The following is a 15,812-nucleotide window of genomic DNA, read 5'->3' as shown; positions in this document are numbered from 1 at the left end:
GCGCCCGCGGGTCCCAAGACGCCGCCAAAACGGCCACGAGAGTCCTTCGCGGGCCCCCCGACGCCGCCAAAACGGCTACGAGAGTCCTTCGCGGGACCCGCGACGCCGCCAAAACGGCTACGAAATCGCTTTGTGAGCGCCGCGGAGGCGCGCCGTAAGTTACGGAGCGGCTTCGCGACCTGCCCGAACGAGGCCCCATCGGACCGTCAACGTGACCAGGGGGGCGCGATGCGCAGGCGCGTCAAGCGTCCTTCCTTGACGAGGGCGAACCGGACGCGCTCCTCGCCGCGGAGGCGGACGCGGATCTCGTACGGGTCCTTCTTGGGGGCGAGCTTCGCCTGGACGACGGGCCCGGTCCCGACGAGCTGGCCGTCGACGTGGACCGAATCACTCGGCCCGACCACGACCTCGAGCAGGCCCTGGCCGGCAGGGACCTTGTGCTCGGCGCGGAGGGGGAGGTCCTCGGGCATGACCGGGAAGTCGGCGGATTCACCCTCGCGCCGATCGCCGGGGGCCGCCGCGGTAGCCTCGGGCTCGGGGGCAGGCGCGGTCGCGGCAGAAGGCGGCTCGGCGGAGGCAACGGCGGTCGGCGCGGCGAGCGCAGCGGGCGCGGGCGCCGGAGCGACGCGCTGGTTCGCGATGCGGCTGCCGACGGCGAAGACGGTGCCGGCGACGGCGAAGAGGATCCAGGCGCTCAGGCGGGTGCGGGAGCTGCCCTCGCGGCGGGAGGGCGGCGCCGAGTCGCGGCTGACCCGCTCGTTGCGACGGAAGCGGCTCGGGCGGCTCTCGCTGTCGGGATCGAGGGTGCGCGCGGCAGGCGCGTGGGCCGAGGGCAAGGACGCACGCGGGGGCGGCGGGAGATCCTCGACCGGCGGGGGGACGAGGGTGCCAAGGGAGGTCGGGATCGGTCGAACAGACGCGACCGAGGCGGCACGCGGGGCGGGAGCAGGCGCGGGCGGGGCGGGGGGCGCGGCGGCAGCGACGGGCACAGGCGTGGGCGACGGCTGCTTCACGTCGACCACCGGGCGGCGCACGTCGAGCGTCGGCTCCTCGGTGGGCATGTGCGCGAGGTCGAGGACCGATCCGACCTCGACCGAGAGGACCTCGTCGGGCTGGAGCGAGAGGACCGACAGGGCCGGCGAGGCCTCCTCGCGAGCGAAGACCGGGCCAGGGGTCGCCGACCGGTCGATGATCGCCGAGATCGGCTCCGGCGTGCTCGGCGCGGGCTCGGGCAGGATGTCCGCGAGCGCCGGGACGAGCGTCGGCGGAGGCGGACGACGCACGCCGCGGAGCCGCTCGGTCTCGCGATGCACGGCCGGCGTGAGCAGGTCCGCGCCGGCCTCGCCGACGACGGCGGTGATCGCGCCGTGGGCGGCCGCGTCGCAGAGGACGTCCTCGACGAGGTGCGCGGCGGCCTTGCCGTTCGCGACGAGCGCGCGGGGCGAGGCGCCGGCGGCGATCGAGCGCAGGAGGGAGCGCAAGGGCTCGGGGGTCGCGTGCTCGGCAGCGCCGAGGAGGTCGAGGTCGATCTCCACCCGCGTGGCGTTCATGAGGGACGCGCCCGAGAGCAGGCGTTGCGCCGCGCGCGCCGAGGCGATCGGCGCGATGAGCTGCTCGGCGAGCGAGCCTTCGAGGTCGGGGCGGGCCCCCGAGAGGCGCGCGGTGTCGTCGTCGGCAGGCGCGACGACGAAGCGACCCGCGCCGAGGCCGAGGAGGCGCGCGAGCACGCCGGGGCCTCGCTCGAAGGAGCCGTCGGCCGTGGTGCGCGTGGCGCGCACGGGGCGGCCGTCGCGGATCTCGACCTCGTAGAGGTAGATCGCGTCACGCACGGTGAGCGTGGAGGCAGGCCGGTGGGCGCAGGCGAGCGCGAGCAAGGTGCGAGGCGTGAGGCCGTCGAGGCGGCCGCGGACCTCGCCGCCTTGCGCGAGGCGCTCGGCGACGCGCAGGCGGGGGCGCAGGATCTCGCGCAGGCGCTGCACGATCGCCGCGGCGCTGGCTTCCTTGCGGAGGTAGCCGTCGGCGCCGACGCCGAGCTCGCGCACGCGCTGGAGGAGGTCCTCTTTCCACGAGAGGAGCACGACGGGGACGTCACGGAGCGCGAAATCCCGCTTGAGCGCGCGGCAAAGGGCGAAGCCGTCGAGGCCGGGCATGACGATGTCGCTGACGACGAGGTCGGGCGAGACCTCGCACGCGAGCTCGAAGGCGCGCTCGCCGTCGTGGGCCTCGTACACGGTGGCGCCGGCAGCGCGGAGCACGCCCGCGAGGAACCAGGTGACGGCGGCGTCGTCGTCGGCCACGACCACGCGCAGGCGATCGAGCGAGGGCACGCGCGCGCCGCGGGCCTCGCCGAGCGCGCGCACGCGGGTCGCCTTGCCCGACTGCTCGGGGCCGCCGAGCCACGGCGCGAACGGGAGCGCGCCCTCCGGCCCGCTCGGCGAGAACCGGACCTTGCCTTGCGACTCGATCGTGACGAGGTCCCGGATACGCGCGACCGCGCCCCAGAGCGCCGCGAGCACCTCGCTGCCCTCGCCGAGCTCGACCCGCGTCGCGCGAGCGCGCGCGTCGGCCGCGTCGCACAGGCCGCGGCGTAGCTCGTCGGCGAGGCGCGCGCCGAGGTCGTCCAGCGTGACCTCGCCGATCGGCGCGCGCGCGATCTCGCGGCGCACCTGGCTCGTGATCACCTCGGCGCAGGCCTTGCGCAGGGCATCGGGGGAGACGGGCTTCGGCAGGGTCCGCGTGACGCCGAGCGCCGCGTAGAGCGCCGCGTCGTCGGGCCGGGAGAAGCGCCCGAGCAAGACGAGCGGGACCTCTTCGATGAGGGGATCGGCGAGCAGGGAGGCGACGAGCTCTCGCGCGCCGGGCCTGTCCGCGTCGATGACGATGACGTCGGGCGCGAGCGCGCGCGCGAGGTCGGGCGCGGCGGCGATGTCTTCGGTGCGCTCGACCTCGAAGAAGGAAGCGGCCTCCTCGGCGTGATCCTTCGCGAGGGAATGGGCGAGCTTCTCGGGTCCGACGAAGAGCACGGTCTGCGGGATGCCCGAAGACGCGCCCGGCGCCCTCTCGCTTTCGGGGCGCTCGGCCGAGGGCAACGTGCGTGGACCGCTGCTCGCCGATCGCGGCGCGGCGTCGCGCTCCGGCTGGAGGAGCGAGGCCTCACCCCAGGCGAGCTCGGGCAGACGATCGAGCAGGCTTCGCAGCTCTTTCCACTCGTCGTCCGTGAGCCTCCCGCGCTCGGCGATACGGTCGACGAGGGCCTCGCCGCTCTTGAGCTCCTCGGCGAGTTTGTTGAACCGGAGGAGCCTCGCGGCTGCGGCGAGGGCGTGCACGCGCCTGCGCAGATCGTCGCGGCGCGCGGGGGAAGCTGGCTCCTCGGCGAGCTTGGTGACGGCGGTGCGGAGCTCGACGACGCGGCGGCCGAGGGTGGCCACGAAGTCGGCGCGCACGCCGCCGAGCCGCTCGGGAGAGGGCGCTGGCCGAGCCTCCTTGGCCGCCTCGGGGCGCCGCTCGGGCGTCAAGGGCGGAGCGATGCCCTCGAGCGTGATCACGCCCATGGCCTCGGGACGTCCGCCTTCAGTTCGGTCCAACGCGGTAGCTTGCGCGCCCATTGGTTGGGGCCGTATCACGGGTCGGCGGGGCAGCTCCAATTTGTGGCGATGCACGCGGGGGGCCTGATCGCGATCGGCCGTGCGATTTTACGCAACTGCCGGCCCCCTCGCGTCGACGTAGCGTTTGTGGAGCCGTTACTCACGCGCCGAGGTATGCTGCGTCGCATGGTGGCATTTGCGATGGCAGACGTGCTTCAGCCGGGACCGATGACGCTCGAGCAGTGGGCCGACATGGACGAGGACGAGCCGGGCGAGCTCGTCGACGGCGTGCTGGTGGAGGAAGAGGTGCCGACGAATTTGCACGAGCTCATCGTTGGATGGCTCTTGTACGAGCTCATGACCTGGGCGAAGCAAACCGGCGGGCGCGTGCTCGGCTCCGAGCACAAGCTCGGCGTGGCCCCGCGCCGTGGCCGCAAGCCCGACGTGGCGGTGTACGCGCCCCGCACAAGGGTGAACTGGCAGGCGCCACTCTCTCGGGTACCTCCGCTCCTGGTGGTGGAGGTGATCTCCCGGCGTGCGCGCGACGTGCGGCGCGATCGCGTGGAGAAGCTCGGTGACTACGCGTGCTTCGGCGTGCGCTGGTACTGGCTTCTCGACCCTGATGCGCGGCTCCTCGAGATCCTGGAGCTCGGCGCGGATGGGCGGTACACGATCGCGCGGCAAGCCTCGGACGAGCGCATCACCGTGCCCGGATGCGAAGGGCTCGAGCTCGATCTGGCCGACCTCTGGAAGACGGTCGACGACGCTAGGGCGGAGGAGGGCGACTACGGCGAGGAGGGCGACGACGGCGAGGAGGCGAACGACGAACGCGGGAGACACTGAGGCGCCAGGTCACCGCGTCCGCCGCTGGCAGCACCATCCATCGTGCCTACAGCTCCCTCGCCACCCGCTCGCGCACCCACGCCGCGGCCGCGCGTGTGCCGAGCGTGCCGCCCACGTCCACCGTGCACGCCTTCTCCTCGATCGCAGCCGCCACCACCCGCTCGATCCGCCTCTCCTCGTCCGGCCAACCCAGGTACGTGAGCATCATGCCCACCGTCAGGAGCGCCGCGAACGGGTTGGCGATGTCCTTGCCCGCGAGCGGCGGCGCCGAGCCGTGCACCGGCTCGAAGAGCGCCACGCGCCCCGGATCCGAGGCGTGCACGTTCGCGCTCGCCGCCATCCCGAGCCCGCCCTGCAGCGCCGCGCCGAGGTCGGTCACGATGTCGCCGAAGAGGTTGTTCATCACCAGCACCTCGAACTGCGTCGGGTCCTGGATCACGAGCAGGCAGAGCGCGTCCACGTAGAGGTGGCGCGACTCGATCTCCGGGTACTCGCGCCGCACCTCGTCGAACACGCGTAGCCAGAGCTCGTGCGCGTGCCGCATCGCGTTCGACTTGTCCGCCATGCACACGCGCTTGCGCCCCGTGCGCTTCGCGTACTCGAACGCCGCGCGCACGATCCGCTCGACGCCCTTGCGTGTGTTGAGGTCCTCGTTGATCGCGACCTCGTCGGGCGTGCCTCGCTTGAACTGCCCGCCCATGCCGACGTAGACGCCCTCGGTGTTCTCGCGGAACACCACGATGTCCACGTCCTTCGCGCCTCGACCCTTGAGCGGCACCAGGCGATCCGAGAGCGCCTTCACGGGCCTGACGTTCGCGTAGAGGTCGAAGCCGAAGCGCATGCCGAAGAGGATGTCCCGCGCGTGCTCCATGCCGGGCACGCGCGGGTCCCCCAGCGCCCCGAGGAGGACCGCGGCGCACTCGCGTTGCACCGCGATCTGGATCTCCTTCGGGAACGTCACGCCGTCGCGCAGGAAGCGATCGGCGCCCAGGTCGAGCTCCCAGAGATCGAGCGGCAAGCCCGCCTTGTCTCGGTAGACCTCGAGCAGAAGCTTCGCCTCGTGCGTGACGCTCGGCCCGATCCCGTCTCCCCCGATGATGGCGATCTTCTTGCGCTGCGATCCCACGGCTCTCCCTTTCCGCTCGGATCAGCCGAGCGCGCGCTCCGCCGGCACGAAATCGAGGTTGTGCGCCTGCGCCACGGCGTCGTACGTCACCGCGCCGCCGAACGTGTTCAAGCCGAGCAAGATCGAGCGATCCGCGCGCGCCGCCGCCGCCACGCCCTTGTCCGCGATCGCGAGGCCGTACTGCAGCGTCGTGTTCGTCAGCGCCCAGGTGCTCGTGTGGCTGACCGCGCCCGGCATGTTCGCCACGCAGTAGTGCACGACGCCGTGCACCTCGTAGGTCGGGTTGTCGTGCGTCGTCGGGCGGCACGTCTCGATGCAGCCGCCCTGATCCACGGCCACGTCGACCACCACGCTGCCCTTCTCCATCTCGGTGAGCAGCTTCTCGGTGACGAGCTTCGGCGCCTTCGCGCCCGTCACGAGCACCGCGCCGATCACGAGGTCTGCGCGCGACACGCACGCCTCGATGTTGTCCGCGTTCGAGTAGAGCGTCTCGATCGCCCCGCCGAACACGTCCTCGAGGTACTCCATCGTCTCGCCGCGCACGTCGAGCACGGTCACCTGCGCGCCCATGCCGACCGCGATCGTCGCGGCGTTCTTGCCGACCACGCCGCCGCCGAGGATCACCACGCGCCCGCGCCGCGTGCCGGGCACGCCGCCGAGCAGGATGCCCTTGCCGCCGTGCTCCTTCTGCAGGCACGCCGCGCCCACCTGCACCGCCATGCGGCCTGCGACCTCGCTCATCGGCCGCAGGAGCGGCAGCGACCCGTCGGGCAGCTCGATCGTCTCGTACGCCACGCCCGCGACGCCCGTCTCGACGAGCTTCTTCGTGAGCTCGGGCTCGGCCGCGAGGTGCAGGTACGTGTACAGGATGAGGTCTTTCCGGAAGAACCCGTACTCCGCGGCGAGCGGCTCCTTCACCTTCACGACCATCTCGGCGCCCCAGGCATCGGCTGCCGTCGGCACCATGGTCGCGCCGGCGCGCACGTAGGCCTCGTCCTTGATGCCGCTGCCTTCGCCGGCGCCTTGCTGGACGAGCACCTTGTGCCCCCGGCCCACGAAGGCGCGGACGCCTGCCGGCGTCATCCCGACGCGATACTCCCTGGTCTTGATCTCCTTCGGAACTCCGATGAGCACGATGCTTCCTCCCGATCTGTCGACGCTTGGGCGCCGCGATGGCGCGCGCGACGATAGCAGAAGGCGGGAGGTCGGGAAGGGCTTCCGCGAAACGACGCGACGCGGCGAATGGCGGGGATGTCCGGATTTTCGTGGCGCGGTGCGCGACCGCGGTGCGTCAGCCGTCGGCGTTCGGTTTGGCGCTCGGGGGCGTCAGCTTGGTGGCAGAGCGGCAGAGCTTCTGCGCCATGCGCATTGCATCGATATTGTTGACGCCATCCTCGATGAAGCAGCGATACGACGTCCCGTCGACGGTCACCTGGCTGTAGTACCCGATCCTCTTCTGAACCTTGCCATTCAGGAAGGAGTAATACAGGTCCCAGCCGTTCTCGAAGGACTCGGATTCTCCGAGCGAGAAACCCGTCGAGGCGGTCCTGAGCTCCGTGAGCTTGGTCTCGGCGTCCGGGCTGGGATCCTTCTTGTCGATGACCACGTACATCCGGGATGCGCCCCAGAAGACGCGGACGTACCCTTCCTCCGCGCCATAACGATCGATATCCTTGGGCCCTCGAACCTGAAGACCGAGGTTCTCCAGCGCCACGGTCCGGGTCCCATCGGAATGCTCCTCGAGGGTGGGGAGCTTGCTCTCCGGGGAGCCAAAAAGCATCGCGCATCCGCTGAGCGCGCCGGCGAGGAGCAAAACCACACCAAAAGCTCCAGCGCCGCGGCTCCGCGCTTCTGCAATGGATCGTACACGATTGAACACCACCGTCTCCAATCTCATCTCGTCATCGAGCAAACGCTCGTGCTCGACTTGGGGGAGCCGCCAGTAACACCTCCTCTCGCGTATTGTCCAGACCTCGTATCCGTGCTCCGCAGAAAAATTCGACCGTTACGTAACAACCTCTCGCCCGAACGAATGCAGCGCAAAAATGCTTACGCAGGTCGTCGGTATGCTCGGGTGCACGCAAAAGATTGTATGCCGTGATGTGCTGGAGTAGAGGGGGGCTGCTTGCTCAGGCGACGTACCCACACCGAGACGGATGACTTCTGATGCGTTGCGATCCTTGTGTTCTTCGCTTCGACGAGGGAATGAGCCTCCCCCTCGAACAGCTCGGCGAGCGGCTCGCGCCGTGTGAAAGCTGCGACGTCGTGAAGCGCTCGCCGGAGGTCCGCCACCTGCTCGAGCGGCACAACGAGCTCTCACGCGCGCTCCGCAAGGCCGAGCAGCAGGCCCGGCGCTGGGAGAACCGTTATCGAGAGCTCGAGGAGGCCACGCAGGAGCAAGACGCGCGGATCGGCACGCTCGAGCGGATCCAGGAGACCGGCATGAGCGAGCTCGAAGCCGAGCTCCGCACGAAGATCGCGCTCATCGAGGAGCAACGCCGCGCGATCCACCTCCTCTCCGTCCCCCTGCTCCACGTCGGCCCCCGCGCCCTGGCGATCCCGCTCATCGGCGTGCTCGACGACGAGCGAGCCGCGCGGCTCACGGAGCGGCTGCTCCAGGCGATCTGCGAAAAGGCCATTCGCTTCACGGTCGTCGACCTGACGGGCGTCGAGTCGCTCGACGAGCGCACCGCTTGCCACCTCGGGCAGCTCTTCCAGGCGGTGCGCCTGCTCGGCGGGGCGGTCGTGATCACGGGGGTCCAGGGTGACGTCGCTCGTGCGATGATCCGCGAGGGCATCGACCTCACGGGCGTCCGCATCGAGCGGCACCTGCGGGATGCGCTGCGGTGGTGCCAGCAGAAGGAGCGGGAGGGTTCATCACGATGATCGAGGCGAAGACGATATCGATCCAGCACGACGACGCGCGGGAGGCGGGGGCGCTCGCCTGGGGGGAGCTCTCCGATGGGCTCGGAAGAGCGCCCGACTTCGTGCTTTTGTTCATCGCGGGCCACCTCGACGCCCACGTCGTGATGGAGGGCTTCGGCCGCGACCTGCCGGCGCGGACGCGGGTTGTCGGCTGCTCGACGTTCGCGGAGATCGGCGAAGAGGGAGGCCTCTCGCGCTCGGTGACGGCGATGGGCCTGTGTCTCGGCGGCGGCGTGGAGGCCGAGGGGTTTTCCGTGGAGGACCTCGCGGGCCGGGAGCGGGAGGCGGGGCGCGAGCTCGGCGAGCGAGCAAGAGCCTTCGGGCCGAAGCTGCTCGTGTTACTCGCGGACGGCCTCGTGAACACGGACCGGCTCATCCAGGGCCTGCAGGACATTCTCGGCGCGACCTTCCCGATCGTGGGCGGCATGGCCATCGACGACGGTCGGTTCGAGCGGGCGTACGAGATCCTCGATCGCCGGGTCCTCTCGGGCGGCGCGGTGGCGCTCGGGTTCCGCGGGCCGGTGGAGCTCGTGGCGGGCGCGAAGAGCGGCTGGGTGCCGATCGGCGCGACGCACATCTGCACGCGGGTCGAAAACGGCAACGTCGTGCTCGAGATCGACGGTCGCCCCGCGCTCGACCTCTACCTCGAATACCTCGGCCCGCGGGCGGGCGAGATGCCGTCCGTGAGCGCGGACTTTCCGATCGGGATCGTCGACGCGCAAGAGGCCATCGCGCTCCTGCGCTCGGTGAAGGGCGTGGACGAGGCGCGCCGGGCGCTCGTGTTCGGCGGCGACATCCCCGAGGGCGCGCGGATTCGTATGACCCGGGCGACGCGCGACGACGTGATCCGAGGCGCGAACGAGGTCGGGGCGAAGCTCGTCGCGTCGATGCCGGAGCCGAGCCTCGCGCTCTTCTTCGATTGTGGCGGTCGGAAGATGGTGCTCGGCCCGCGGTATCGCGAGGAGCTGCGCGAGACGTTCGCGCGGCTCGAAGGCGTGCCGAAGGTCGGGTTTTATTGCGCCGGCGAGTTCTCGCCCGTCGACGGGGTGACCATGCACCACGACGAGACGTTCACGATGGCGCTCCTCCGGGGCTGACGTCCCCGCCCTACCAGGCCCCCGCCGCCGACTCGAGCGCCGACCGCAGCAGCGCCGCGAGCTCCGCCGGGATCGTCGCGTCGAACGCCCCGATGAGCCCGTCGGCCTCGAGCAGCATCACCTCCACCGCCTCGCAATGTGCCTCGAGCGCCGCGCGCTCCGCGTCGCCCACCCGCACCACCGCCGCCGTCCCCGGCAAGGACAGCGCCCACGTCGGCGCCATCGTCTCGTCCGTCGGCAGGCCGATCACCGCGACCTCCACCCCTTCCCCGAGCCGCATCGTCCCCAGCGGGCGCGGCAGCGGCGCGCGCGCCGTCGGCTCCGGCGCCACCGCCACGTCCGTGATCCGCCGCATCGAGTAGGCCAAGACCCCCAGCCGCGACGCGCTCGTCGCCAGGACCAGCCGCGGCGGCGCCGAGAACCCCGGCCGCACCAGGCGCGTCGCCAGCGATCGCAAGATCGGGATCTGCTCCGGCGTCGCCAGCGGCGTCGTCAACGTCGCCAGCGGGATCATCTTGATCTTGCCGCTCTTCTTGAGCTGCCCGAGCGCCTCGAGGATCTCGAGGTCCGGCCCGTCGATCTCGTCGAGCAGCTCGTCGATGCTACGCGGCATCTGCAGGAGCTCGAAGATCCGGCCTCGCATCGACGACGGATCCGGCATCGACTCCGGCCCGTCGAGCAGCCCCGACAGGCTCGCCAGGTCCGACAGGGCGAACACCTCGCCCTCGGGCGCCAGGGTCGCGCGGCGCTCGTTGAGCTCGTCGACCTGCCGCATCGCCTCCATCAGCAGCATGTTCGTCGAGGCCTGGATGCGGCGCGCGCTCGACGGCTCGCCGGGCGAGAAGGCGAAGCGGCCCCGGCGCTCGGCGAGCAGCCGGTAGAGCGCGCGCTCCCCCGTCCGGCGGCTGAAGCTCGCGTCGACGATCTGCCCCTCGACGAGCTTCACGTCGCCCGGACCTCGCGCCGTCGTGAGGCTCAAGGTCCCCGTGCGACGGTTCATCGCCAGGAGCTGCAACATGTCCACGAGCGGCACCTGCTCCAGGTCGCCGCGGATGTCCGCCGGCAGCGGCGGGCGCGACACCCGGCGCGACACCTCCGAGATACGCGAGACGATCTGGTCGACGTCGACCCGCATCACCTCGTCCGGCTCGAGCTCCCGCGCGCCGAGCTTGTCGACCAGGAAGAGCACCGGGATGTCGGCGAACTCGGCCTTCTCCTTGAACGCCGCGCGCACGTTGCCGCCGCGATCGACTTGCCGCGCCGCGAGCACCACGTCGGGCCGGCTCTGGTAGGCCTGCTCGAGCGCGCTCTCGGCGCTGTTCGCGTTCGCCACCCCGAGGCCCATGGCCCGGAGCTGGGAGGCCAGCGCGCCGAGCGCGTCGACATCGGAGTCCACGAGGAGTACGCGTCGCGACATGGCCTTCCCTTACCCGATCACCCGCACGCCCGCGGCCCGGCCGAGCCTCTCCGCCAGCACGTCGGCGAGCAGCGGGTCGGCCGCGTGCGCGCCGCGCAAGATGCCGTCGTCGTGCCGCGCCAGAAGCGCGTAGGCCCCGTGCTCCGCGATCACCGCCAGCGCCTCGATCCGCTCGCAGCCCGGCACGGCGCGCAGGTCGAGCGCGTGCAGCGCGACGTTGTCGACCTCGTGCCCCAGCGCCGAGCGCACCGCCGCGCCGAGGCACAGGCCCGCGTGGTGCGCCACCACGATCGTCGCCGCCCCGCCTCGTTGCGCGTCCGCCACCACCGCCTGCGCGAGCGCCTGCGCCTCCGCCGTGTCGAGCTCGATCGGCCGCACCGCTGACGTCTGCCGCGCCGGCGCCGCGTTCACCGTCTCCCAGATGAGCATCTCGAGCAGGTCCGGCACCGTGTTCGAATCCGGGTCGAGCCTGTGCACCACCGACGACTTGCTCGCCTCGGCCCGCGCCCGCGCGACCCGGAGCAGCTTGCCGAGGTCCTGCCCGTCGTGCGGGAACGCCGCCGCGCCGACGAGCAACGCGCGGCTCGCGGCCGACTTCTCCCCCGTCCCGAGCCGCGCGATGCGCCGACGCACCGAGTGCGCCCCGAGCCCGCTCGTCTCGGGCAGCAGCAGGTGGAACTCGTTTTCGTCCACGCGCGCGAGCACGTCCGTGTCGTGCACCGTCGCGAGCATCCGGTCGGCGAACTCGGTCGCCGAGAGCGACGCCTGCCCCGGCACTGGCTCGTACACCATCGTCACGATCGAGAACCGCCGGCCGTACCGCCGCGCGCGCCCGATCTCCCGACCGGCCACGTCCACGTAATACGCGAACGAGTACGCGCTCGACGTCGGGTCCTTGATCGCCGCCCCGCCCCGCGCGGCCCGCTCGCGCTCGCCGAGCATCGCGATCGCCGTCGCGGCCACGTTCGTGAGCAGCCGGATGATCCCGTCGATGGGCGGATCCGCGCTCGGCCCCCCCTCCCCTGTCCGGGGCTTCTCCTCCTCCAGCAGCACGTACCCGGCGGCCACGTTGCGGGACCCGAGCGGCACGGCGAGCAACCGCCGCGGCGTGGCGAACGTCTCCAGGATACGCTGCTCGGTCCCCGCTGACGGCGCGCCCTCCAGGCTCGGGCTCGCCGCCCCGAGCACGAGCTCCTGCGGCGTATCACCGGCCAGGTACACGGCGCCGCCCTTCGCGCCCGTCACCTCCACGAGGATCTCCACGAGCTCCTTCGCGGCGCTCGTCCGGTCCGGGGCCTCGGCCACCTCGGCGATCCGGGCGATCCAGCCCGTCGCGCGGGCGCTCACGGCGGCGGCGCGCTCCAGCCGGTCGCGCTCGGCGCGCTCGACGAGCCGCTGCTTGATGCCCCAGACCGAGCTCAGCACGTCGTCGCCCGAGAGCGGCATCAGGAGCAGGCCCGACGCGCCGAGCGAGAGCGCGTTCGCGGCGGCGTCGAGGTTCTTCTTCGTCGCCAGCGTGACCACGCTGATGTCCGGCACGAGCGCCTTCAGGTGGTGCACGAGCGACAGCCCTGCCCCGTCGCCGATGCCGAGCTCCACGAACGCGATGTCCGGCGCCTCGCTCGTGGCCATCATGAACGCCTCGGAGAAGTCGGCCGTCACGAGCACCTTGTCGAAGCGCAAGACACGCGGCAGGAGCTCGCGCACGGCGGCGTCCTGCGCGATGCAGAGCACGGTGAGCGCGGGCGCGCCGCCCCGATCGAGCGGCCGGCGGCGGGACGCGGGGATCGGCGGCATCGAGTTCATCATGGCGTGCTCTCGCCGGCCCACGATGCGGGCGTCGTGCGACCTTCGCCAAGGTCGAAGCTCGATTCCCACGTCCCTCGGAACACCCTCCGCGCCGGCCCCTTCATCTGCAACCCGCGCGCCTCGTCCACCGTGATCTCGAGCGCGCCGCCCGGCAGCACCACCTCGATCGGCGCCGCTCGCGCCGCCCGACCCTCCTCACAGGCCGCCGCGGCCACCGCGCAGGCCCCCGTCCCGCAGGCGAGCGTCCGCCCCACCCCGCGCTCCCACACCGTCACGGCGATCCGCGTCCGCGCTCCTTCATCGAGCACCCGGCAGAACTCCACGTTGATCCCTCCGGCCGGCGCCGTCGCCACCTTCGGCCCCAGCCGATCGACCTCCGCCTCGGCGTACGGCTCGAACGTGATCGCGTGCGGGTTGCCCACGTCCACCGTCGTGAACCCGTGCCGCTTGCCCTCCGCCTCCACCTCGAGCCGCGGGCCCATCGTCGCTCGACCCATGTCCACGGTCACGTCGTAGAGTCCCGGGCCCCTTCGCTCGATCACGCACGCTTTGTCCCCTGCGTCCGTGCCGATCATCATCGACAACCCCTCGGCGCCGCCGCGCTCCGCGAGGAACGCGGCCACGCATCGCAGCCCGTTGCCGCACATCTCGGGCCGCGACCCGTCGGCGTTCAGCACGACCATACGCGGCGTCCCTCCCCCGATCACCAGGAGCACCCCGTCCGCGCCGATGCCTCGATGCCGATCGCAGAGCAGGCGCGCCTGTTCGGGCGACACCGCCTGCTCCGAGCTCACCTCGACGACGACAAAATCGTTGCCGAGCCCCTCCCACTTCTCGAACGCGAGCGTGCTCATCGCTTCGCCTTGCTGAACTGCTCGCGCACGGTCGTCGAGCTCGTCCCGTTGATCTCCAGCAGCTTGCTTCGGCTGCTCACGCCCACGAGGATGTTCACGTCGGCGCGGCGCACCTCGAGCACCTTCGAAAGGAGCTTGCGCAGCTCCTCGTTGGCGGCGCCTTCGGCGGGCGGCGCTGTCAGCGCCACGTCGAGCGCGCCTTCGCGCACCCCGAGGATCGAACATCGGGACGACCTCGGACGCACATGCACGGAGAAGCGCACGGCGCCGGCGCGCTCGCTCATCTCGAGCCGCGCCCATTCCCCGGGGATCTGGTTCGTTGCTTTCGACATCGCGCGGTAGGGCGCATCCTAGCGCAAACCGAGCCGTCCATACGGTTCATCAATTCAATCTTTCGAGCGATCCTTTTGCGTCCCGCCTCCGTGGGCTAGCGTGTGGGCATGGCGCGACTTCGTTGGATGACGGCGGGTGAATCTCACGGACCTTCCCTCACGGCCATCGTCGAGGGCATCCCGGCGGGTTTGCCCCTCCTCTCGGAGGACATCAACCACGACCTCGCCCGGCGTCAGCGCGGCTACGGCCGTGGCGGCCGCATGAAAATCGAGACCGACCGGGCCGAGCTCACCGGCGGCGTCCGGGGTGGCGAGACCCTCGGCGGGCCCATCGCCCTGCGCATCAACAACAGCGACCACGCCAACTGGCAGGGCCGCATGGGCCCCGACCCCTTCCCTGCGCCGCCCGAGGCCCTCACCCGCCCCCGCCCCGGCCACGCCGACCTCGCCGGCGGCCTCAAGTACGACCGCAAAGACCTGCGCGACATCCTCGAACGCGCCAGCGCCCGCGAGACCGCCTCCCGCGTCGCCGTCGGCGCCGTCTGCCGCAAGCTCCTCTCCCTCCTCGGGATCGACATCTTCGCCCACGTCGTCTCCATCGGCCCCATCACCGCCACCCTCCCCGACCTCCCCCTCCCCGACCTCCGCGCCCGCGCCCGCGCCTCCGACCTCGCCTGCGTCGACCCTGCGGCCGAGGCCGCCATGCGCACGGCCATCCACGAGGCCTCGCATGCCGGCGACACCTTGGGCGGCGTCTTCGAGGTCATCGCCACCGGCCTCCCGCCTGGCCTTGGCAGCCATGTCCAGTGGGACCGCAAGCTCGACGGCCGCCTGGCCCAGGCCCTCATGAGCATCCACGCCATCAAGGGCGTCGAGCTTGGCCTTGGCTTCACCGCGGCCACCCTGCGCGGCTCCCAGGTCCACGACCCCATCACCTACGACCCTGCCCACCACTTCGACCGCCCCACCAACCGCGCCGGCGGCCTCGAAGGTGGCATCACCAACGGCATGCCCCTCCTCTGCCGTGCCGCCATGAAGCCCATCGCCACCCTCAAGAAGGCCCTCCCCTCCGTCGACGTCCACACGAAAGAGCCCTTCGACGCCGCCCACGAGCGCAGCGACATCTGCGCCGTCTCCGCCGCCTCCGTCGTGGGCGAAGCCATGGTCGCCATCACCCTCGCCGATGCCCTCCTCGAGAAGTTCGGCGGCGACAGCCTCGGCGAGCTCCGGCGCAACCTGGAGACCTACCGCGCCCAGCTCGCCGCCTACTGACCGGGACGTTTCACGTGAAACATTGGTGCTGGGGGGGCAGACTCGGCTCACCCGGAACACCCTCACCCCCAACCCCTCTCCCTCCGGGAGAGGGGCGGACGCCGACCACCTTCGCTCCCCCTCAACCTTCAGCGAAGCTGGTCCCTGACCGACTTCGCTGCCCCTCGACCCCCGGCGAAGCCGGTACCCGCTCACCTTCGCCCCCCTCAACCCTCGGCGAAGCCGGTCCCCGTTCACCTTCGCCCCCCTTCAACCCTCGGCGAAGCCAATCCCCGTTCACCTTCGGCTCCTCCTCCTGCTGAACGGGAGCATCGTGTTGTGGGCGCTGGGCGGCGTGTGTTCGGGGGGGCTGGGGGGTGGGTCCTGTTGTTTGAGCGAGCCACGCCTCCCCTTCCGCAACCACAACCCCTTCCCCTCACCCCTGTGACCTAGCCCGTCGCCCCCCTCCATACCCTCCGTGGTCTTGCCCAAACCTCGAACCCCCATCCGGTCCGGACCGGCGTGGCTCGCGAGTTCGGGGGGACCCCCCAGCCCCCCCGAACACACGCCGCCC

The 15,812-nt window shown here is 71.5% G+C and carries 12 protein-coding genes; 4 read left to right on the top strand and 8 right to left on the bottom strand.

The window, feature by feature from the left end:
- Window positions 1-206 precede the first annotated feature (206 nt).
- The gene (locus GF068_RS22105) at window positions 207-3,584 is read right to left on the bottom strand and encodes a response regulator (protein ID WP_240807194.1); all 3,378 of its coding nucleotides are present in this window, start codon (window positions 3,582-3,584) and stop codon (window positions 207-209) included.
- A gap of 186 nt (window positions 3,585-3,770) precedes the next feature.
- On the opposite strand from GF068_RS22105, the gene GF068_RS22100 reads away from it, so the two are divergent.
- Window positions 3,771-4,427, top strand: coding sequence for a Uma2 family endonuclease (locus tag GF068_RS22100; RefSeq protein ID WP_153821423.1), 657 nt, complete (start codon window positions 3,771-3,773; stop codon window positions 4,425-4,427).
- Window positions 4,428-4,473: 46 nt separating this feature from the next.
- Here GF068_RS22100 and GF068_RS22095 read toward each other — a convergent pair whose 3' ends face one another.
- The 3 genes from GF068_RS22095 to GF068_RS22085 form a co-directional block, all read right to left on the bottom strand.
- Entirely contained in the window at window positions 4,474-5,553 is a 1,080-nt protein-coding gene (locus GF068_RS22095; RefSeq protein WP_338046505.1) for an isocitrate/isopropylmalate dehydrogenase family protein, read from the bottom strand.
- 21 nt (window positions 5,554-5,574) lie between these two features.
- Window positions 5,575-6,687 carry an alanine dehydrogenase gene (ald, locus tag GF068_RS22090; protein ID WP_338046504.1) on the bottom strand — a complete coding sequence of 371 codons (1,113 nt, stop codon included), beginning with the start codon at window positions 6,685-6,687 and terminating at the stop codon, window positions 5,575-5,577.
- Window positions 6,688-6,844: 157 nt separating this feature from the next.
- The gene (locus GF068_RS22085) at window positions 6,845-7,450 is read right to left on the bottom strand and encodes a hypothetical protein (RefSeq protein WP_170319609.1); all 606 of its coding nucleotides are present in this window, start codon (window positions 7,448-7,450) and stop codon (window positions 6,845-6,847) included.
- Between the two features lie 308 nt (window positions 7,451-7,758).
- Between GF068_RS22085 and GF068_RS22080 the strand changes: the two genes are divergently transcribed.
- Window positions 7,759-8,439, top strand: a complete 681-nt coding sequence (locus tag GF068_RS22080) for an STAS domain-containing protein (protein WP_170319608.1) — start codon at window positions 7,759-7,761, stop codon at window positions 8,437-8,439.
- Window positions 8,436-9,575 carry an FIST signal transduction protein gene (locus GF068_RS22075; protein WP_153821419.1) on the top strand — a complete coding sequence of 380 codons (1,140 nt, stop codon included), beginning with the start codon at window positions 8,436-8,438 and terminating at the stop codon, window positions 9,573-9,575. Before GF068_RS22080 ends, GF068_RS22075 begins: the two co-directional genes overlap by 4 nt.
- A gap of 10 nt (window positions 9,576-9,585) precedes the next feature.
- Here the strand turns inward: GF068_RS22075 and GF068_RS22070 are convergent, their stop codons facing one another.
- Genes GF068_RS22070 through GF068_RS22055 form a run of 4 tightly spaced genes read right to left on the bottom strand, consistent with a single transcriptional unit; the run spans window position 9,586 to window position 13,987 of the window.
- Window positions 9,586-10,992, bottom strand: coding sequence for a DUF4388 domain-containing protein (locus GF068_RS22070; RefSeq protein ID WP_153821418.1), 1,407 nt, complete (start codon window positions 10,990-10,992; stop codon window positions 9,586-9,588).
- Between the two features lie 9 nt (window positions 10,993-11,001).
- Window positions 11,002-12,801 carry a response regulator gene (locus GF068_RS22065; protein WP_153821417.1) on the bottom strand — a complete coding sequence of 600 codons (1,800 nt, stop codon included), beginning with the start codon at window positions 12,799-12,801 and terminating at the stop codon, window positions 11,002-11,004.
- Complete coding sequence (dapF, locus tag GF068_RS22060; RefSeq protein WP_153821416.1) at window positions 12,798-13,655, bottom strand: diaminopimelate epimerase; 858 nt, start codon at window positions 13,653-13,655, stop codon at window positions 12,798-12,800. The genes GF068_RS22065 and dapF overlap by 4 nt, the downstream gene beginning before the upstream one ends.
- On the bottom strand, window positions 13,652-13,987 hold the full coding sequence (locus GF068_RS22055; RefSeq protein WP_153821415.1) for a DUF167 domain-containing protein: 336 nt from the start codon (window positions 13,985-13,987) through the stop codon (window positions 13,652-13,654). The genes dapF and GF068_RS22055 overlap by 4 nt, the downstream gene beginning before the upstream one ends.
- A gap of 108 nt (window positions 13,988-14,095) precedes the next feature.
- Here GF068_RS22055 and aroC point away from each other — a divergent pair, with 108 nt between their 5' ends.
- Window positions 14,096-15,259, top strand: coding sequence for a chorismate synthase (gene aroC, locus GF068_RS22050; protein ID WP_153821414.1), 1,164 nt, complete (start codon window positions 14,096-14,098; stop codon window positions 15,257-15,259).
- Window positions 15,260-15,812: the final 553 nt, after the last annotated feature.

The sequence above is a fragment of the Polyangium spumosum genome (assembly GCF_009649845.1).
Taxonomy (GTDB): domain Bacteria; phylum Myxococcota_A; class Polyangia; order Polyangiales; family Polyangiaceae; genus Polyangium; species Polyangium spumosum.
Note: the sequence above shows the minus strand (reverse complement) of the source record. Positions and strands in the feature narration are given on the sequence as shown.

Excerpts from the sequence above, each read along its gene's own strand:
- GF068_RS22080 (WP_170319608.1), top strand. The coding sequence starts at position 7,759 with ATGAGCCTCCCCCTCGAACAGCTCGGCGAGCGGCTCGCGCCGTGTGAA.
- aroC (WP_153821414.1), top strand. The coding sequence starts at position 14,096 with ATGGCGCGACTTCGTTGGATGACGGCGGGTGAATCTCACGGACCTTCC.
- GF068_RS22085 (WP_170319609.1), bottom strand. The coding sequence starts at position 7,450 with ATGAGATTGGAGACGGTGGTGTTCAATCGTGTACGATCCATTGCAGAA.
- GF068_RS22070 (WP_153821418.1), bottom strand. The coding sequence starts at position 10,992 with ATGTCGCGACGCGTACTCCTCGTGGACTCCGATGTCGACGCGCTCGGC.
- GF068_RS22075 (WP_153821419.1), top strand. The coding sequence starts at position 8,436 with ATGATCGAGGCGAAGACGATATCGATCCAGCACGACGACGCGCGGGAG.
- GF068_RS22100 (WP_153821423.1), top strand. The coding sequence starts at position 3,771 with ATGGTGGCATTTGCGATGGCAGACGTGCTTCAGCCGGGACCGATGACG.
- GF068_RS22065 (WP_153821417.1), bottom strand. The coding sequence starts at position 12,801 with ATGATGAACTCGATGCCGCCGATCCCCGCGTCCCGCCGCCGGCCGCTC.
- GF068_RS22055 (WP_153821415.1), bottom strand. The coding sequence starts at position 13,987 with ATGTCGAAAGCAACGAACCAGATCCCCGGGGAATGGGCGCGGCTCGAG.
- dapF (WP_153821416.1), bottom strand. The coding sequence starts at position 13,655 with ATGAGCACGCTCGCGTTCGAGAAGTGGGAGGGGCTCGGCAACGATTTT.